General features: G+C 58.0%; 13 protein-coding genes and 1 pseudogene. 9 read left to right on the top strand and 5 right to left on the bottom strand.

The window, feature by feature from the left end; genetic code table 11:
* Positions 1 to 70 precede the first annotated feature (70 nt).
* Positions 71 to 931, bottom strand: a complete 861-nt coding sequence (locus HA48_RS01570) for a helix-turn-helix domain-containing protein (RefSeq protein WP_128599478.1) — start codon at positions 929 to 931, stop codon at positions 71 to 73.
* A gap of 145 nt (positions 932 to 1,076) precedes the next feature.
* Between HA48_RS01570 and rclA the strand changes: the two are divergent.
* Positions 1,077 to 2,401 (top strand): annotated as a pseudogene (rclA, locus tag HA48_RS01565) (reactive chlorine resistance oxidoreductase RclA).
* A 40-nt stretch (positions 2,402 to 2,441) separates the two neighbouring features.
* Here rclA and HA48_RS01560 read toward each other — a convergent pair.
* Positions 2,442 to 3,941, bottom strand: a complete 1,500-nt coding sequence (locus tag HA48_RS01560; protein ID WP_128599477.1) for a SulP family inorganic anion transporter — start codon at positions 3,939 to 3,941, stop codon at positions 2,442 to 2,444.
* 154 nt (positions 3,942 to 4,095) lie between these two features.
* Positions 4,096 to 4,353, bottom strand: coding sequence for a biofilm/acid-resistance regulator YmgB/AriR (locus tag HA48_RS01555; RefSeq protein ID WP_128599476.1), 258 nt, complete (start codon positions 4,351 to 4,353; stop codon positions 4,096 to 4,098).
* 482 nt (positions 4,354 to 4,835) lie between these two features.
* Between HA48_RS01555 and HA48_RS01550 the strand changes: the two genes are divergently transcribed.
* The 7 genes from HA48_RS01550 to HA48_RS22155 all read left to right on the top strand — a co-directional run bounded on the left by HA48_RS01550 (position 4,836) and on the right by HA48_RS22155 (position 12,266).
* The gene (locus HA48_RS01550) at positions 4,836 to 5,267 is read left to right on the top strand and encodes a MarR family winged helix-turn-helix transcriptional regulator (protein ID WP_128599475.1); all 432 of its coding nucleotides are present in this window, start codon (positions 4,836 to 4,838) and stop codon (positions 5,265 to 5,267) included.
* A gap of 2 nt (positions 5,268 to 5,269) precedes the next feature.
* Positions 5,270 to 6,955: an MFS transporter gene (locus HA48_RS01545; RefSeq protein ID WP_128599474.1), complete on the top strand. Its 1,686-nt coding sequence runs from the start codon at positions 5,270 to 5,272 to the stop codon at positions 6,953 to 6,955.
* Entirely contained in the window at positions 6,952 to 8,043 is a 1,092-nt protein-coding gene (locus tag HA48_RS01540) for an HlyD family secretion protein (RefSeq protein WP_128599473.1), read from the top strand. The genes HA48_RS01545 and HA48_RS01540 overlap by 4 nt, the downstream gene beginning before the upstream one ends.
* Positions 8,040 to 9,410 carry an efflux transporter outer membrane subunit gene (locus HA48_RS01535; RefSeq protein ID WP_128599472.1) on the top strand — a complete coding sequence of 457 codons (1,371 nt, stop codon included), beginning with the start codon at positions 8,040 to 8,042 and terminating at the stop codon, positions 9,408 to 9,410. Before HA48_RS01540 ends, HA48_RS01535 begins: the two co-directional genes overlap by 4 nt.
* A 190-nt stretch (positions 9,411 to 9,600) precedes the next feature.
* Entirely contained in the window at positions 9,601 to 11,793 is a 2,193-nt protein-coding gene (locus tag HA48_RS01530; protein ID WP_128599471.1) for a TonB-dependent receptor, read from the top strand.
* Between the two features lie 132 nt (positions 11,794 to 11,925).
* The gene (locus HA48_RS22760; protein ID WP_279626731.1) at positions 11,926 to 12,060 is read left to right on the top strand and encodes a hypothetical protein; all 135 of its coding nucleotides are present in this window, start codon (positions 11,926 to 11,928) and stop codon (positions 12,058 to 12,060) included.
* Between the two features lie 32 nt (positions 12,061 to 12,092).
* Positions 12,093 to 12,266 (top strand): hypothetical protein, encoded by a 174-nt coding sequence (locus tag HA48_RS22155; RefSeq protein ID WP_167377133.1) that lies wholly within the window; start codon positions 12,093 to 12,095, stop codon positions 12,264 to 12,266.
* Here HA48_RS22155 and HA48_RS01525 read toward each other — a convergent pair.
* Positions 12,263 to 13,408: a beta-glucosidase gene (locus HA48_RS01525; RefSeq protein WP_128599470.1), complete on the bottom strand. Its 1,146-nt coding sequence runs from the start codon at positions 13,406 to 13,408 to the stop codon at positions 12,263 to 12,265. The two genes, HA48_RS22155 and HA48_RS01525, sit on opposite strands and share 4 nt — an antisense overlap.
* A gap of 154 nt (positions 13,409 to 13,562) precedes the next feature.
* Here HA48_RS01525 and HA48_RS01520 point away from each other — a divergent pair, with 154 nt between their 5' ends.
* Positions 13,563 to 15,023: a phospholipase D-like domain-containing protein gene (locus HA48_RS01520; protein WP_128599469.1), complete on the top strand. Its 1,461-nt coding sequence runs from the start codon at positions 13,563 to 13,565 to the stop codon at positions 15,021 to 15,023.
* A gap of 45 nt (positions 15,024 to 15,068) precedes the next feature.
* On the opposite strand, the gene mdoC is transcribed toward HA48_RS01520, so the two are convergent.
* Positions 15,069 to 16,196, bottom strand: coding sequence for a glucans biosynthesis protein MdoC (gene mdoC, locus HA48_RS01515; protein WP_128599468.1), 1,128 nt, complete (start codon positions 16,194 to 16,196; stop codon positions 15,069 to 15,071).
* Positions 16,197 to 16,390: the final 194 nt, after the last annotated feature.

The following is a 16,390-nucleotide window of genomic DNA, read 5'->3' as shown; positions in this document are numbered from 1 at the left end:
TATTCATTAACTTGCCTGCTTAAGCAAAGGCGTGAACCCGTAATTTTGCAAGCGAAGCGGCAGGTAATAACTACTCTCCGTTTCCCAGCCGCTCCACGCGTCGCCGGTACTCGCCGGGTGTACAGCCAAATTCACGCGCAAAGGCTTTGTGAAACGAGGACTCGCTGGCATATCCCACCGCCAGCGCGACAGTGATGATCGGCGCCGGATCACGCGCCAGATGCTGTGCCGCTATGTGCAGACGAATCGTGGTGAGAACCGCCAGTGGCGTGCTGTCCGCCAGCTGGCGGAACAGGGCGGCGAAGGAGGCGCGTGACATAAATACGCGCGCCGCCATAGTGGCAACGCTCCAGGGGTGATCCGGTGTGGCGCACAGCTGGGCAATCAGCGGGCCAAGCCGCGAATGCAGGGACAGCGCCAGCAAACTACCGTGCTGCACTGTGGCAGAGACGCCATCGCGCACGGCAAGGGTAAACAGCGCGCTGATCTGCTGGCTACGCAGCGCCTCGCTCCCGGGTTGTGTCTCCGGCGCCGCGTCTGTCAGCCATGGCAGCACTGCCGAAAGCCAGCGTGCCTCCGGAGATTCCGTCGTGGGCGCCAGCAGCAGCACCTCAGGCAGCGCCGTGAGGAAGGCGTGGGCCGTTGCAGGCAGCTCCAGCAACCCACACACCAGCTGTACCGGTTGTGTATGTCGCTGATAGATGCGGTGCGCGGCATTTTGCGGCAGAAATACCACGCTGCCGGCGTGCAGCACATACTCTGCGCCGGAGGGCATCGCCAGCTGCACGGAGCCGCCGGTTACCGTATGCCAGCGCACCGCGCTCAAATGTCCGGCATGGTGTGGCAACTGCCACTCGCCGCTCAACACGCAGTTCTTATCAATGCTGCCCCGGGGATTATGCAGCAGCAGTAAATTACTCAGTGGGTCCATGCTGATTCCTGATGACCATCTCCGCAGGCACTTATCATTCAGACGCACAGACAAAAAAGCCAGCGTTACAGCAAAAAAGCCTGCGGCGATGCTGCGTAATCTGATGCCTGACATTCTTCACAGGCTACGTTCAGGAGAGGAGAGCATGAAACATTATCAGGCAGCAATCATTGGCTTTGGCAAGGCGGGTAAAACGCTGGCGGCAGCACTGGGGCGTGCGGGCTGGCGCGTAGCCCTTATCGAGCAATCGTCCGCGATGTATGGCGGTACCTGCATCAATGTGGGCTGTATTCCCACCAAAACCCTGGTGCATGAGGCCCAGACAGCCAGCGATTTCGCTGCCGCGATGCAGCGTAAAAGTGAGGTTGTCAGCTTTCTGCGTGAGAAGAACTACCTTAATCTCGCTCACCTTGAGCAGGTCGATATCATTGATGGCCGGGCAGAGTTTGCGGATGCGCATACCCTGAACATCGTTTCCGATCAGGGCGCACAGGCTATCTATGCTGACAAAATCTTTATCAATAGCGGAGCAGAAGCGATATTCCCCTCCATCAGTGGCCTGCAGCCCGGGCCGCGCATTGTCGATAGCAGCGGCATCCTGAACCTCACGGCGCTGCCCAAACGTCTGGGCATTCTTGGCGGTGGCTATATTGGTATCGAGTTTGCCGCTATGTTTGCCAGCTTTGGCAGCGAAGTGACCCTGTTTGATAGCGCGCCGCAGTTTCTGCCGCGGGAGGATGCGGATATCAGCGCGGCGGTGCAGACAATACTGCAGGATCAGGGGATACGCATGGCGCTCCATACCACCGTCAATGCCGTGAGCAGCAGCAGCGACAGCGTGACGCTGCATACCGCGCAGGGCGATCGTCAGGTGGATGTGCTGCTGGTGGCGACGGGCCGTCGTCCGGCTGCCCGACAGCTGAAACCGGAGAACGCGGGCGTGATGCTGGATGCGCGCGGGGCGGTCAGCGTGGACAGGCAGTTGAAAACCTCAGTGGACCATATCTGGGCGATGGGCGATGTCACCGGCGGCCCGCAGTTTACCTATATCTCGCTGGATGATTATCGCATCGTGTACGATCAGCTGCTTGGCAAGGGAACACGCAGCACCGACGATCGCGCTAATATCCCCTGGTCGGTCTTTATGACGCCCACGCTCTCGCGTATCGGCCTGACAGAAGCGCAGGCGCGCGAGCAGGGCAGGGATATTCAGGTGGTATCGCTGCCGGTCGCGGCCATACCGCGGGCGCGGGTGGTAAACGATACGCGTGGCGTGCTTAAAGCGTGGTGGACAGGCAGAATCAGCAGATTATCGGCATGGCACTGCTGGCGGTGGATTCACATGAAGTGATCAATATCGTCAAAACGGTGATGGATGCCGGGCTGCCTTATACCGTGCTGCGCGACCAGATATTTACTCACCCCTCGATGAGTGAATCCCTTAACGATCTGTTCGCACTGGTAAAATAAGCCTGACCGGACGCCCGTCTCCGGCGTCCGGGTGGCGCGATCAGCCGAGATTGCCGCTCAGGCGATCGCGGAAGTCGCTGCTGCGGTTGTCCAGGCCGATAAAGGTCACCGTCGCGCCGTGACGCTGATAGCGGTACTCAATGGCATCGAGTGCCGCTACGCTGGAGGCGTCCCAGATCTGCGCATGGGTTAGATCGATGGTCACCGTTTTTGGGTCGTGACCATAATCAAAATGTTCAAACAGATCGTTACTGCTGCCGAAGAACAGGGGGCCGCGGACGGTGTAATGCACCTGTTCACCGTCTTCACTGAGTTGACGTTCTGCGTGGATCACGTGCGCGATGCGGCGGGCAAAGAGCATCATCGCGAGGATCACGCCAATCAGCACGCCGAGTGCCAGATTGCCGGTCCAGACGGTGACGGCAACGGTTATTACCATCACTGCGGTCTCTGACCAGGGCATGCGCTTCAGCGTTGCCGGCTGCAGGCTGTGCCAGTTAACGGTCTTCACTGCCACCACCATCATAATGCCAGCCAGCACCACCATCGGGATTTGCGCCATGATCTGGCTCAGGCCGGTAACCAGCAGCAGCAGCACGATACCCGCCGCCACGGTTGAGACGCGGGTGCGTGCTCTCCCCAGCTCAACGTTGACGATGGTCTGACCGATCATGGCGCAGCCGGCGATACCGCCGTAGAAACCGGCCAGGATGTTGCCTACGCCCAGTGCCCAGGATTCACGGCGTTTGCCGGAAGGCGTATCGGTCAGATCATCCACCAGTTTGGCAGTGAGCAGCGACTCCATCAGGCCAACGAAGGCAATAGAGAGCGCGGTCGGCCAGACAATCTGCAGCGTATCCAGGTTGAACGGCACCAGCAGGGTGGTGAAATCGGGCAGGCCGGCGGTCATCGGACCTTCATCACCCACGTTCGGCACGCGGTAGCCCAGCAGCAGCGCCACGGCGGTGACGGCTACAATCGCCACCAGCGGTGACGGCAAGCTTTTCAGCACCTTCGGCAGTAACAAAACAATCGCCAGCGTCACCGCAAACAGCGCCCACACCAGGCCGGATTGACCCCAGACGTGCGGCACCTGGGCAAAGAAGATCAGTATCCCCAGCGCATTCACGAATCCGATCATCACTGAGCGCGGAATATAGCGCATCATGCGCGACAGGCCGGCCACGCCAAAAATAATCTGGATGATACCGCCAAGAATCACTGCCGGCAGAATGTACTCAACGCCGTGGGCGTGCACCATCGGGCCAATCACCAGCGCCACCGAACCGGCGGCTGCGGTCACCATCGCCGGACGGCCGCCCAGGATCGACAGCGTGAGGCACAGCACCACCGAAGCCACCAGACTGACTTTGGGATCAACGCCTGCGATAACGGAGAACGAGATGACTTCAGGAATTAACGCCAGTGCGGTAATGACGCCGGCCAGACACTCACGGGTTAGCAGGGCGGGCGAACGCAAGACGCGTCCGACCGTGATATCGCTTGCCGCCGCAGCAGCAGGATCGCTCGGATGACTCATAGATTTGCAGGCTCTTTTATTATGATGCGCATGCCGTCACGGCACGGCAGTAACCGTCGGGATAGTAAACGCAGAGGATGTTACCGGGCGATGATGCCAGATGCCAGCAAAACGCGGCAGAGAAGTTCGATTCCGTCCCTGGAATCCGGTGCGGCTACACCGAAAAATCGTCGGGTGTTTTATTCACGACCATTTCAAGCAGATGGCGATAGATATCCAGCTGTACCACATCGCTCTCCTGCTCCATGCGGGCAATCAGTGCGGTAATAATGGCTTTATTGGTGACCGGCATACCGGCCTGCAGAATTTCGGCAATCAGCTGACCAAAAACTTCCATCTCGCTGATTTCGCTGTTTCCCGCCTGTTTGAAATAGTCGGCGATGTCTGCGCTGCTGTTAGCGGCATTTTGCATGTGTAAGCCCTTTAGATTGGCCGAGGGTGGCGGGCACCTTCAGTTCCATGATGAGAAATTTGCGCGCGGACAGGCGCGAAAAAACCAACGCATCACACCAACAAAAAAGACACCTCTGAAGGTGGAAATCCACAGCACCTTCAGAGGCGACGCAACGTGCATCATTCGTTACTGAATCGTTATCCGATTCATGGCGGAGAAAGTTATACAATGTCGGGTAACTTGTACAATGGAGAGCGTGAGCATTTTGTGCTTATTTTACTATCTATATGAATTGAATGAGTAATTATTTACAATAAAACTTATACACACAACGTGTACAACACTGAAAAATGGCGTTTTTTTGTGCTTAAGTCAAATTGGCAATTCAGTTCAGGGGCGACTAAATTTGCACAGGAGAGATGCGCTTTTCTTTCGTGCCGGCGTTCGATTATAATTACGCACATATTTAGTTAGACCTCTAACCATTAGGCCGCTACGCTTTGAGCGATTATCCTCAACCCTTCTCACGTCTGCTTCATCTGACCGCGCACGCCTGGCGGTTAGCGGTTGATCGTCGCCTCAAAGAGAGCGGCCTCAGTATGAGCAGCTGGCTGGCCATCGCCAGCGTAGCCACCGCCACAGAGCCTCCCACGCAGAAAGCGCTGGCGCAGCTGCTGGGCCTGGAGGAGGCCAGCGTGGTGCCGCTGGTGGATCGGCTGGTGAAACAGCAGCTGCTGGCGCGCGTACAGCCAAAAGAGGACCGACGTAAACGCCTGCTGGTGTTGACCGAACAGGGCAGCGTGGCCTTCGCTGAAGTAAAAACGCAGGCGGACGCGCTGCGGGCGCAGTTGCTGAAGGATGTCGAACCGGCAGAGCTGGCGATAACCGAGAAGGTGTTGCAGCAGCTGCTTGACCGGTTAGGAAGCGTATAACCGTGGCGAAGCGCAATCCCTATGCGCAGCGTGAGTGGCTGCCACATGAAAAACCGATGCTGCCGGGATCGCCGTCAACCCCTTTGCACTCGCCGACAAAGCGCGTGGCCTTTGGCCTGATCGGCTTGCTCATCTCAATCACCGGCGCGCTGAGTAACGCGCTGGTCACCGCCAACCTTACCAACCTGCAGGGCACCTTTGCCGCTTACACCAATGAGATTGCCTGGCTGCCGGCGGTGTATGTCATGGGCAATATCTCTATTAACCTGCTGCTGGTGAAATTCCGCCAGCAGTTTGGCCTGCGCCTGTTCACCGAAGCCTTTCTGGTGCTGTATGTCATCGTGGCGTTTTTCCATATCCTGGCCAACGATCTCAGCTCGGCGATCATTGTGCGCACCGCACACGGTATGGTGGGCGCGGCGCTCAGTTCGCTGGGGATCTATTATCAGATTCAGGCGTGGCCGGCAAAGCACCGGCTGAAGGCGCTGGTCATCGGGATTACCGCTTCGCAGCTGGCCATCCCGCTGGCGCGGCTGTTCTCAACCGAGCTGCTCCAGCTGGAGGAGTGGCGCGGATTGTATCTGTTTGAGCTCGGGCTGGCGCTGATTGCGCTGGGCTGCGTACTGGTAGTGAAGCTGCCGCCCGGCGATCGCATCAAAGCGTTCGAAAAAATGGATTTTGTCACCTTCATGCTGCTGGCGCCGGGCATGGCGCTGCTGTGCGGCGTGCTGTCTCTGGGGCGCATTGAGTGGTGGTTCAGCACGCCATGGCTTGGCGTTTGCCTGGCGCTTTCGCTGGTGCTGATTGTCGCCGCGGTGGTGGTGGAACATAATCGCGCCAATCCGCTGATCAATACCCGCTGGCTGAGTAACGGCATGATGGTGCGGCTGGGCATTGTCATGATCATGATGCGCATTGTGCTGGCGGAGCAGAATACCGGCGCGGTGGGTTTCCTGCAGCAGCTCGGGTTGCTTAACGACCAGATGCAGGGGCTGGCGCTGGCCATCATTTCCGGGGTGATCTGCGGCATGGTCGCTAGCGCCCTGACCATCAAGCCTAACCACCTCAGCTGGCCGATTGTGACCTCGCTCGCCATCATGATTGTCGCCTCGCTGATGGATGCGCAATCCAGTCCGCTGACGCGCGCGAATAATCTCTATATCAGTCAGTTCCTGCTCGGCTTTAGCAGCGCCTTTTTCCTTGCGCCGGCTATGCTGCTGGGTATCGGCGGGGTGGTGACGCAGCCCAAAAACCTGGTCAGTTTTGTGGTGCTGTTTGGCATGAGCCAGAACCTCGGCGGATTGATTGGATCGGCGATTCTCGGCACCTTCCAGACGTGGCGTGAAAAGTATCACTCCAGCCTGCTGGGCGATCAGCTGTCGCAACTTGATCCCAACGTCGTTGATCGACTCAGTCAATACAGCGCGCTCTTCCGTAATCAGCTAACCGACAGTGCGCTGCTCACGGCGCAGAGCACCAGCCAGCTGCAGACCATCGCCACGCTGCAGGCGAATGTGCTCGCGTATAACGATACTTATCTGCTGACCGCCGCGCTGGCGCTGATCACGCTGATGTGGGTGCTGTGGCGCCTGACGCGTCAGCGCTATCTCAACTGGCGGCAGGCGCGCCACAACCTCATTGAACAGCGCCAGCAGGCGACTTCAGAAAACCGAACGGAGACATCATGAGTCAACAGGACGATCTTCAGGCTGCAGAGCGCGAGCGCACTAACCGGCGGCGCATTCTCTCCATTGCCGCAGGCAGCGGTATCGTGATTGTCGGCGTACTGGTTATCCTCTATGCCTGGCAGCTGTGGCCGTTCACCAGCACCGTTCAGTCAACGGAGAACGCCTATGTGCGCGGGCAGGTAACCTTTATCAGCCCGCAGGTGAGTGGTTACCTTACAGAGGTGAATGTGGTGGATCTACAACCGGTGACCAAAGGCCAGCTGCTGATGACCATTGACGATCGCATCTACCGCCAGCGGGTGCATCAGGCCCAGGCGCAGCTCGACATGAAAATCGCCGCGCTGAACAATAACCAGCAGCAGCGCCGCAGCGCTGAGGCGACCATTGCCAGTAATAAAGCCGCGCTGGAGAATGCCAAAGCCCAGGCGCTGAAAAGCGGCCTCGATCTCAAACGTGTGGAAAATCTGGCTGCTGACGGCTCGCTCTCGGTACGCGAGCGCGATGCATCACGCGCCGCCAATGCGCAGGGCCAGGCGCAGATGCGTCAGGCGGAAGCGCAGGTGGCCGTGTCGCAGCAGAATCTGCAAACGGTCATCGTCAATCGCGCCTCGCTGGAGGGTGACGTTGCCAGCGCGAAAGCCGCCCTGGAGCTGGCCCGGATCGATCTGGCGAACACGCGGATTATTGCGCCGGACAGCGGCCAGCTGGGGCAGCTTTCAGTACGCAAGGGAACCTGGGTTACCGCTGGCACGCGCCTGACCTCTGTCGTTCCGGATAACAAATGGATTATCGCTAACCTCAAAGAGACGCAGCTGGCGCGGGTGCGTCCCGGCCTGCCGGTGACCATCCGCGTGGACGCGCTGGAGGGGAGACGCTTTGATGGCCGCGTTGAGTTTATTTCGCCCGCGGCCGGTTCAGAGTTCAGCGCCATTTCGCCGGATAACGCCACCGGTAACTTTGTCAAAATTGCCCAACGTATTCCGGTACGGATCAGAATTCTGGGTGATGACCTGCAGCAGTTGCGCCCCGGTATGTCTGTGGAAGTGAACATTGATACTGCGGCTGAACCGCACAAGGATGCGCCATGAAGCGGCTACTGCTGGCCTCGCTTAGCGCGCTGATGCTGAGCGGCTGCGCCACGGAGGTGGAGAGAGCGCCATCGTCTCTACCGATTCCGGATAGCTGGCGGCAGCAGGTCGGGCCGCACGCCGCGCCGGAGGCGCAGTGGTGGCAAGCTTTTGGTGATAATCAGCTTAACCGGTTGGTGGAGCAGGCGCTGCAGCACAACAGCGATATCTTGATCGCCCGCTCCCGCGTCGATCAATACCGTGCTCAGCTGCGTGCCGCACAGGGCGATAACTTCCCGACGCTCTCTGCGGGCGTGGCGGCGACGCATCAGCGTGCGCTCTCATCCGCGACCGGAGAGCCCTATGAGAGCGCAGTGTTTCAGGGACTGCTGCAATCAAGCTACGACGTCGATTTGTGGGGCAGCCGCAGTAGCAGCATCCGCGCCACGCAGGCTACGCTGGATGCGCAACGCGCCGCAGCGTCTGCGGCAGAACTGACCGTAGCCAGTTCGGTAGCCTCCGGCTATCTCAGCCTGTGCGCGCTGGATGAGCAGCTGCGCGTGACCGAAGCGACGCTGGCAACGCGGGAGAACTCGCTTAAGCTGGCGCAGCGTCAGTTTGAGGCGGGTTACACCTCCCGGCTCGAGTGGATGCATGCCGCCTCAGAGTATCAAACCGCCAAAGCGCAGGTGCCGCAGTTGCAGCATCAGATTGAGCAGCAGGAGAACGCGCTAAGCGTGCTGGTAGGGATGAATCCGCGCGCCATTGCGCGCAATAGCCAGTTTGATCATATCCGGCCGCAGACGCTGCCGGCGCTGCTGCCCTCGCAGCTGCTGAATCGTCGCCCGGATATCGTGCAGGCGCAGCGCCAGCTGCTGGCCGCCGATGCCTCGCTGGACTCGGCGAAGGCTCAGCTGTTGCCATCGCTCAACCTGACCGCCAGCGGCACGCTGCAAAGTAGTCATCTGCATGAGCTGCTGGCAAATCCGTTCCGTCTGTGGAGCATAGGCGGGAGCGTGCTGGCGCCGTTACTCAATCGTGAAGCGCTCACCGCGCAGGTTGACGTGGCGATGGCCTCGCGCAATCAGGCGCTTTACGGCTATGAAAAAGTGGTGCGCAACGCCTTCTCGGAAGTGGATGACGCAATGGATGCCATTCGCCGCAGTGAGCAGCAGCTTACCGAGCTGGAGCAGCAGGCGCGCTTTGTGGCTGAAGCGTACCGTATTGCCCATAACCGCTATCAGAACGGTTACGCCTCTTATCTTGATGAACTCGATGCGCAGCGCACGCTGTTCACGACGCAGCTCAATATTGTCTCCGTGAAAAATACGCTGCTGCTGGCGCAGATCGATCTCTACCGCGCGCTGGGCGGCGGCTGGCAGGGTTGAGGGCCGTACCGCAGTAACCGATCGCCTTACATTCGGCTAAAACCAGGATACCCACATTAACGTTCGCCATCAGTGGCGAACGCTCATGATCTCTCCCTGCAGGATTTCGCTTGCATTTAGCACCGCACCCCGCATAATCGCAAACAGCAATAATAATGATTCTCAGTATGTTTTGCATTAGGGGATATCCATGCGCAAACCGCCTTTCAATCCCGGACTGAAACCGACGCTGCTGGCTGTAATGGTTAGCGCCGGTTGTTTGCCAGTGATGGCTGCAACAACTCACACCAACACCACTCAAAAAGAGCAGCAGGCGCTTACCGTAACCGCCACGCCAGAGAGCGATTTCAGGCCCGGCGGTAATGATGTAGTGCCGGCTTTCCTTGACGGACAGATTGCACACGGCGGCCGTCTCGGCATGCTCGGTGAGCAGAACGCCATGGATGTGCCGTTCAATGTGATCGGCTACACCTCAAAGATGATTCAGGACCAGCAGGCGCAAACCATTGCTGATGTAGTGCGTAACGATGCGGGCGTACAAAACGTTAAAGGCTACGGCAACTTTGCTGAGAGCTACCGCATTCGCGGCTTTGAGCTCGACGGCGACGATATGACGTACGGCGGGTTAGCGGGCGTTGTGCCGCGTCAGGTGATGGATGCTTCGCTCATTGATCGCGTCGAGATCTTTAAAGGCGCGAACAGTCTGGTAAACGGTGCGGCCTCATCGGGCGTCGGCGGTATGATCAACCTGGAGCCAAAACATGCGGAAGAGGCGCCCATTACGCGCGTTGGCGTTGATTACACCTCTTCATCACAGGTCGGCGGCACGCTGGATGTGGGACGCCGCTTCGGCGATAACAATCAGTTTGGTGTACGCCTGAATGCGGTACACCGTGAAGGCGAAACCGGCGTTGACGGTGAGAAGAAACGTACCACGGCTGCCTCCGTAGGGCTTGATTACCGTGGCGATCGGCTGCGGACCTCACTGGATGTGGGTTACCAGAAAAAGAGCTTCCACGGCGGTTTGCAAGGGGTGAAATTTGCCGGCGCGGGCGTCATCCCGGCCGTACCGTCCAATTCGCACAACTACAGCCAGAAATGGGTGTACAGCGATATGGAATCTGAGTTTGGCATGGCCAAAGCGGAGTACGATATTACCGACAGCTGGACAGCCTATGCCGGGCTTGGTGCGCAGCACGCGCATGAAACCGGTAACTACGGCGCGCCCACCATTACGAACAGTAACGGTGACGGCAGCATCAGCAGCTTCTACTCCAACCGCATTCAGGACAACATGAGCGGTATGGTTGGCCTGCGCGGTGATTTCCATACGGGATGGGTCAGCCACAAAGTCAACGTGGGCTACTCTGCGCTCACCACAAATGCAAAAAACGCCTACAACATGTCGCTGGTCGGCACGCCGTTTAATATTTACAACAGCGGCGATGTGGCAGAGCCCGCCGCGACGTTCGCGGGCGGCAAATTCTCCGATCCGCTTACCACTTCACGCACCCGTACGCAGGGATATCTGCTGAGCGATACGCTGGGCTTATTTGACGATACGCTGCTGTTTACCGTGGGTGCGCGTCATCAGAAAGTAGTGGTGCGCAGCTATAACTACAACACGGGTGCCGAGAACGTCGACTCGCGCTATACCAACGACCGCTGGATGCCGACCTACGGCGTGGTGTATAAGCCGTGGAAAGAGGTTGCGTTCTACGCTAACCACACCGAAGCGCTGCAGCCGGGTGAAACCGCGCCTAAAGATGCGGTTAACTACGGTACCGTCACGGGCGTGGCTCACTCGAAGCAGAATGAAATTGGCGTGAAAACCGATTTTGGCCGCATCGGTGGCTCGCTGGGTCTGTTTGAGATTCAGAAACCCTCCGGCATCATCAACAGTGACAATGTCTATGTGATGGACGGTGAACAGCGCCATCGCGGCCTGGAAGCCAATGTGTTCGGCGAGCCGGTGCTGGGGCTGCGCCTGAATGCCAGCGCGACTTGGATCGATCCGGTGATGAAGAGAACCAACGGCGGCACTTATGACGGTAAACAGGCTATTGGCGTACCGCGCTACACTTACGTGCTGGGCGCTGAGTATGACATCAAACCGATCGAGGGGCTGACGGCCACGGCGCTGCTCAACCACAGCGGTTCACAATACGCTAACTCTGCCAATACCCTGAAGCTGGATAGCTACACAACGCTGGATCTTGGCGTGCGCTACCGCATGAAGGTTAATCAGAATGATATGGTATGGCGCGTGGGCGTTGAGAACGTCACCAATGAGAAATACTGGTCGAATGTGGACGATACCGGCACCTACCTGGCGCAGGGCGATCCGCGTACGCTCAAAGTCAGCATGAGCTACGACTTCTGAGCAACCGACAGCGGCGTAGCCTGACGCGCCGCTGTCATTGCATAGCGAAATAATTCTGTAACTTAATCACTATTCCATTACACTCTGTGCGGCAATCCTGCTGAGAAACTCGCCTTTTGCTATTGAGTCACCATGCATTCACCCGACGATCATGACGAACCTTTACGCCAGCCGCTTGATGACGCGCACTTCGCCATTGTGGTGCTTGCAGTGACATCGGTGACGCTTATAATCTTTGTCCTGATCATAACGCTATGGATGAGCTGAGGCCTGCAGCGTAGGCCCGCAAGGAGATGTCGATGGAATCCCGCGATGACAAACTGATTGCAATTATCGGCCTGCTTTCTGCCTGTTTAATTGGCGTCGTGTTCCTCTTCACCATGACCTGGTTAACCGATGTGCGGCAGCCTGCCGATTCCGGGCTGGATGTACAAACCTGCCCGTCTGTCCCACGTACGACTCAACAAACTTAATCCTGCTGGCGGTTCTGCCACTTAATCTGCTGGCTGCGCAGCTCCAGCGCCAGCGCTTCATGCAGCGTACGGTTGCCATTGGCATCGCCTAAACCCAGCAGCGCTCCCGGTGAGCGGCGATCGTCAGCCCACGCCGGATACTCAATCACCGGATAGAGGGAAACGCCCTCCAGCGCCACACCCTGTTCCAGCGCCAGTCGCGCTTCTTCACTGATATGACGTAACCATGGCGCTCGCGCATCACCCTCTGCGCCGGTCTCTGCCAGCAGCAGCGGGCGCTGATAGCGCTGCCAGCACTGCAGCAACAGGCGATGCAGCGGCTGATAGTGCGCGTGATCGGGCGGAATAGTGGCGCCGGAGAAGAACCAATGATTATCCGGGTAGTAGTTGAGGCCTAGAATATCGAGAAAATCTTCACGTCCGCCCAGCTCCGGCGCGCTCCGTCCGGCCAGCCAGTCCCAGGCCTCGAACTGCGCCTGATGCTGGCTATCCGCGTATGGCTTGCTGTCGGGGTTATCAGGATCGGCAGCGATCTGCACCAGCGGATCGGTCAGGACGAAACGCGCGTCAGGATAGACCTCGCGAATCGCATACATCGCCGCCAGCGACGCGCGCACCAGCTGGCGCTTTAGCTCGCGGCCGCGTTCACTGGCATAGGGATCAAGCCAGGAGACATCGGCCCCGGCCCATGACCAGAAGGAGATTTGGTTGATGGGGGTGAAAAAGGGCTGCTCAATGCCCTCATCGCGCATCAGCTGCGCCATTGCCCGGGCAAAGCGTCCAAAGTGATCCACGAACGGTGCTTTCCAGATATCCAGATGATCGGGATAGCCGAAGTGCGCCAGCTCCCAGATGATCTGCATATTGTGCCGCGCCGCCGCGTGCACCATCGGCAGGAAACTGCGCCAGTCATACGCATTGGGCGTGGCTTCAATCAGGTGCCAGCGTGCGCCATCACGCGCCGTGTGCAGGCCTAACTGCGCCAGCGAGGCGTAATCTCGCTCCAGCAGCATGTCATGACCGCTGCTGATCACCATATCAATCCGTCGCCCGCCGCTGCGACAGGCGGTAGAGCAGGGGAAGCTGCCCTGAAAAAAGCTGCGAAACAGGTGGGGCCGATGGCGCGGGGATAGCTGAGTCATAATCCTCTCCTCACGGTGAACGCTGCATGCAGAACGCCTGGCTAAGTCTAGACTAAATTAACGGTGCACCAGGGAGCGGAAGCGGAAGGCTCCGATTGCGAACCGGTGCAGTTGCTACCAATAATAATAACGTCAGCCCAGTCAGGGATTAACAATGAGCGAAGCGGCAACGCAGCGGCCCGATGAGCGTCCGCGCGATGAATTACGACAAAGTGTAGAGCAGCAGTGTGCGCAGCATCCGGATCTGAGCGGTATCCATCCGCTGAATGATGGGCTGGATGCGTTTGCCGCCCGTTATCTATTAATGGGCATGGCGCAGCACACCATTGATGTGCAGTACTACATCTGGCACAACGACATGTCAGGCCGGTTACTGTTCAGCGCGTTACTCGATGCTGCCCAGCGCGGCGTGCGGGTACGTCTTTTGCTGGATGATAACAACACTCCGGGACTGGATGACACGCTGGCTGAACTCGATCGCCATCCCAATATCGCGGTGCGTCTGTTCAACCCCTTCTCATTCCGTACGTTGCGGGCGCTGGGCTATCTGACTGACTTTGCCCGCCTTAACCGCCGCATGCACAACAAAAGCCTGACGGTAGACGGCGCGGTGACGCTGGTGGGCGGTCGCAATATTGGGGATGAATATTTTGGCACCGGCAATGAGCCGCTGTTTACCGATCTGGATGTGCTGGCCATCGGTCCGGTCGTTGCAGAGGTAACCGACGACTTTGAACGCTACTGGCACAGTAAAGCGGTCTCACCGCTGCGCAGCGTGGTGGATATTGATGCCGGGAGCGCTGAGGCCGTGCGCTTGCCGCCCGAGTGGCAGCACAGTGAACCGGTGCAGCGCTATCTGGCGCGGCTGGAGAGATCGCCCTTTGTCAGCCAGATGGCGCAGGGCGCACTCGACATGACCTGGGCGCATACGCGGCTGCTGAGCGACGATCCGCGTAAAGGCCTGGGCAAAGCGCGCCGCCGCAGCCTGCTGCCGCAGCGCATGCTGGAGGTTATCGGCACGCCCCAGCAGCAGTTCGATATTATCTCGGCCTATTTTGTGCCAACGCGTGCCGGCGTCGCGCAGCTGTTAACGCTGAAACGGCGCGGCGTAAAAATTGCCATTCTGACTAATTCGCTGGCTGCGAATGATGTCTCGATTGTGCATGCCGGCTACGCGCGCTGGCGTAAGAAGCTATTACGTCACGGTATCGCCCTGTATGAACTGAAACCGCAGGCCAGGGCCGGCGACGCCCCACACGATCGCGGCCTGACCGGTAACTCAGGTTCCAGCCTGCACGCGAAGACCTTCACCGTCGATAACCGCAAGGTGTTTATTGGCTCATTTAACTTTGATCCCCGCTCAGCGGTGCTGAATACCGAGATGGGGCTGGTGATTGAGAGTGAAGCGCTGGCGCAGCAGACGCATCAGCGCTTTAGTCACGGCATGCGCGATCGCGCCTGGGCACTGCGGCTGGATAAGTGGGGCCGGGTTAACTGGGTGGAGTACGGTGATGAAACCGGCGAAGTGGTGCATAAACATGAGCCGCAGTGTACGTGGCTGCAGCGTTTGCTGGTCAGGTTAGTGTGGCGGCTGCCGGTAGAGTGGCTGCTGTAAGGCTGCGGGATGGCTGGCGACCGGTCAGGGCCGCCATTCATTCCGTTACTTCGGCTGCTGAGGTTTGCCTGAAAACAGAAAACGCAGCAGCGGAATACGCAGATGGATTTCGTACAGTAAAAAGGCGATACCGAACACCATTACCAGGCCGGTGAAAAAGCCCAGCGTATTGTTGCTGATGTGCGGAGTGACGAAAATACCGTACAGGATAGTGAGTGGGTGGTGCACCAGATAGATAAACAGCGAAGCATTCACCAGATACATGATGCGGGGCGAATGGCTGTTCAGCAGCTTGTGACCAAAGCTGAAGCAGACATTCAGCATGCACAATCCCATCAGCGTAGAGATAAGCGCATCCATCTCATACAGCCACCCTTCACCGCTGCTGTAGCGCTGATTCAGGCAGTACGCGATAAAGACCACAATGGCCCCAAAGCACATCACCGGATTAAAGCGCACAAACAGCGCCTTCAGGGCCGGATGTTTCCAGCTCAGCGCGCCCAGCATAAAGAACGGCAGGAAGAACAGGGATTGCATCACGGCGATGCTGAACAGACCATCCATCAGCAGGGCCGGCGCAAAGTAGAAGATTATGCGGCGGAAGGCGCACCATAGCAGGGCGTAAGCCAGCAGCGCCAGCGTCAGTTTGCCCCAGCCAACCTGATGATAATCGATACGGTGCTGCTGCTGGCGCAGCCAGCGGAACGTCAGCATGCCCAGCGCAGTGAGGATCACCAGCACCAGCAAAAACCATAGATGTGAAATCAGATCCCACATCAGTGCGTTGTACTTCTCGTACAGAGAGAAGCGTGACCAGTCGCCGACCTTATCCGTGAGATTTTTCAGCAGGAAAAACTGCGGCAGCGTAATGAGCGGCACGGCAGTAAGCAGTGGTATGCCCACACGCTCCATGCGCACCTTCAGCCAGCGGTTTGGCTGATAGCGCAGGTAGAGCATGTAGGAAAAATAGCCTGAAATAACAAAGAACACCTGCATGCGGAAGGCGTGAATAAAATCATTAAACACCGTCAGCCACAACGAAGCATCATGGCTGTTTACCGACCAGCGTTGGGTGGAGTAAATCAGGGAGACGTGAAATGGCACGCCCAACAGCATTAAATAGGCTCGAATCGAGTCGAGAAAATATTCACGTTCGGGTTTTGCTGAACTCATAAGCTTCCGGTTGGTCAGTTTACTTGCCGGTTTCACCCTGAAACCGGATTATGCCGGCTCAAATTCTGGCGGCTGTAAACAGCGTATACTATCAGGTGAATCTGGTTCTTGATCTTCCGGGTTTAATTATCTGAAAAGTACACTTTTGGCTTACGAATCAGCGGAACAATCTTTTACATAAGCTGTCGGAAAAC

Source organism: Pantoea wallisii (genome assembly GCF_002095485.1).
GTDB lineage: Bacteria > Pseudomonadota > Gammaproteobacteria > Enterobacterales > Enterobacteriaceae > Pantoea > Pantoea wallisii.
Note: the sequence above shows the minus strand (reverse complement) of the source record. Positions and strands in the feature narration are given on the sequence as shown.

Excerpts from the sequence above, each read along its gene's own strand:
- HA48_RS01520 (WP_128599469.1), top strand. The coding sequence starts at position 13,563 with ATGAGCGAAGCGGCAACGCAGCGGCCCGATGAGCGTCCGCGCGATGAA.
- HA48_RS01540 (WP_128599473.1), top strand. The coding sequence starts at position 6,952 with ATGAGTCAACAGGACGATCTTCAGGCTGCAGAGCGCGAGCGCACTAAC.
- HA48_RS01570 (WP_128599478.1), bottom strand. The coding sequence starts at position 931 with ATGGACCCACTGAGTAATTTACTGCTGCTGCATAATCCCCGGGGCAGC.
- HA48_RS01530 (WP_128599471.1), top strand. The coding sequence starts at position 9,601 with ATGCGCAAACCGCCTTTCAATCCCGGACTGAAACCGACGCTGCTGGCT.
- HA48_RS01560 (WP_128599477.1), bottom strand. The coding sequence starts at position 3,941 with ATGAGTCATCCGAGCGATCCTGCTGCTGCGGCGGCAAGCGATATCACG.
- HA48_RS22155 (WP_167377133.1), top strand. The coding sequence starts at position 12,093 with ATGGAATCCCGCGATGACAAACTGATTGCAATTATCGGCCTGCTTTCT.
- HA48_RS01535 (WP_128599472.1), top strand. The coding sequence starts at position 8,040 with ATGAAGCGGCTACTGCTGGCCTCGCTTAGCGCGCTGATGCTGAGCGGC.
- HA48_RS22760 (WP_279626731.1), top strand. The coding sequence starts at position 11,926 with ATGCATTCACCCGACGATCATGACGAACCTTTACGCCAGCCGCTTGAT.
- HA48_RS01555 (WP_128599476.1), bottom strand. The coding sequence starts at position 4,353 with ATGCAAAATGCCGCTAACAGCAGCGCAGACATCGCCGACTATTTCAAA.
- mdoC (WP_128599468.1), bottom strand. The coding sequence starts at position 16,196 with ATGAGTTCAGCAAAACCCGAACGTGAATATTTTCTCGACTCGATTCGA.
- HA48_RS01525 (WP_128599470.1), bottom strand. The coding sequence starts at position 13,408 with ATGACTCAGCTATCCCCGCGCCATCGGCCCCACCTGTTTCGCAGCTTT.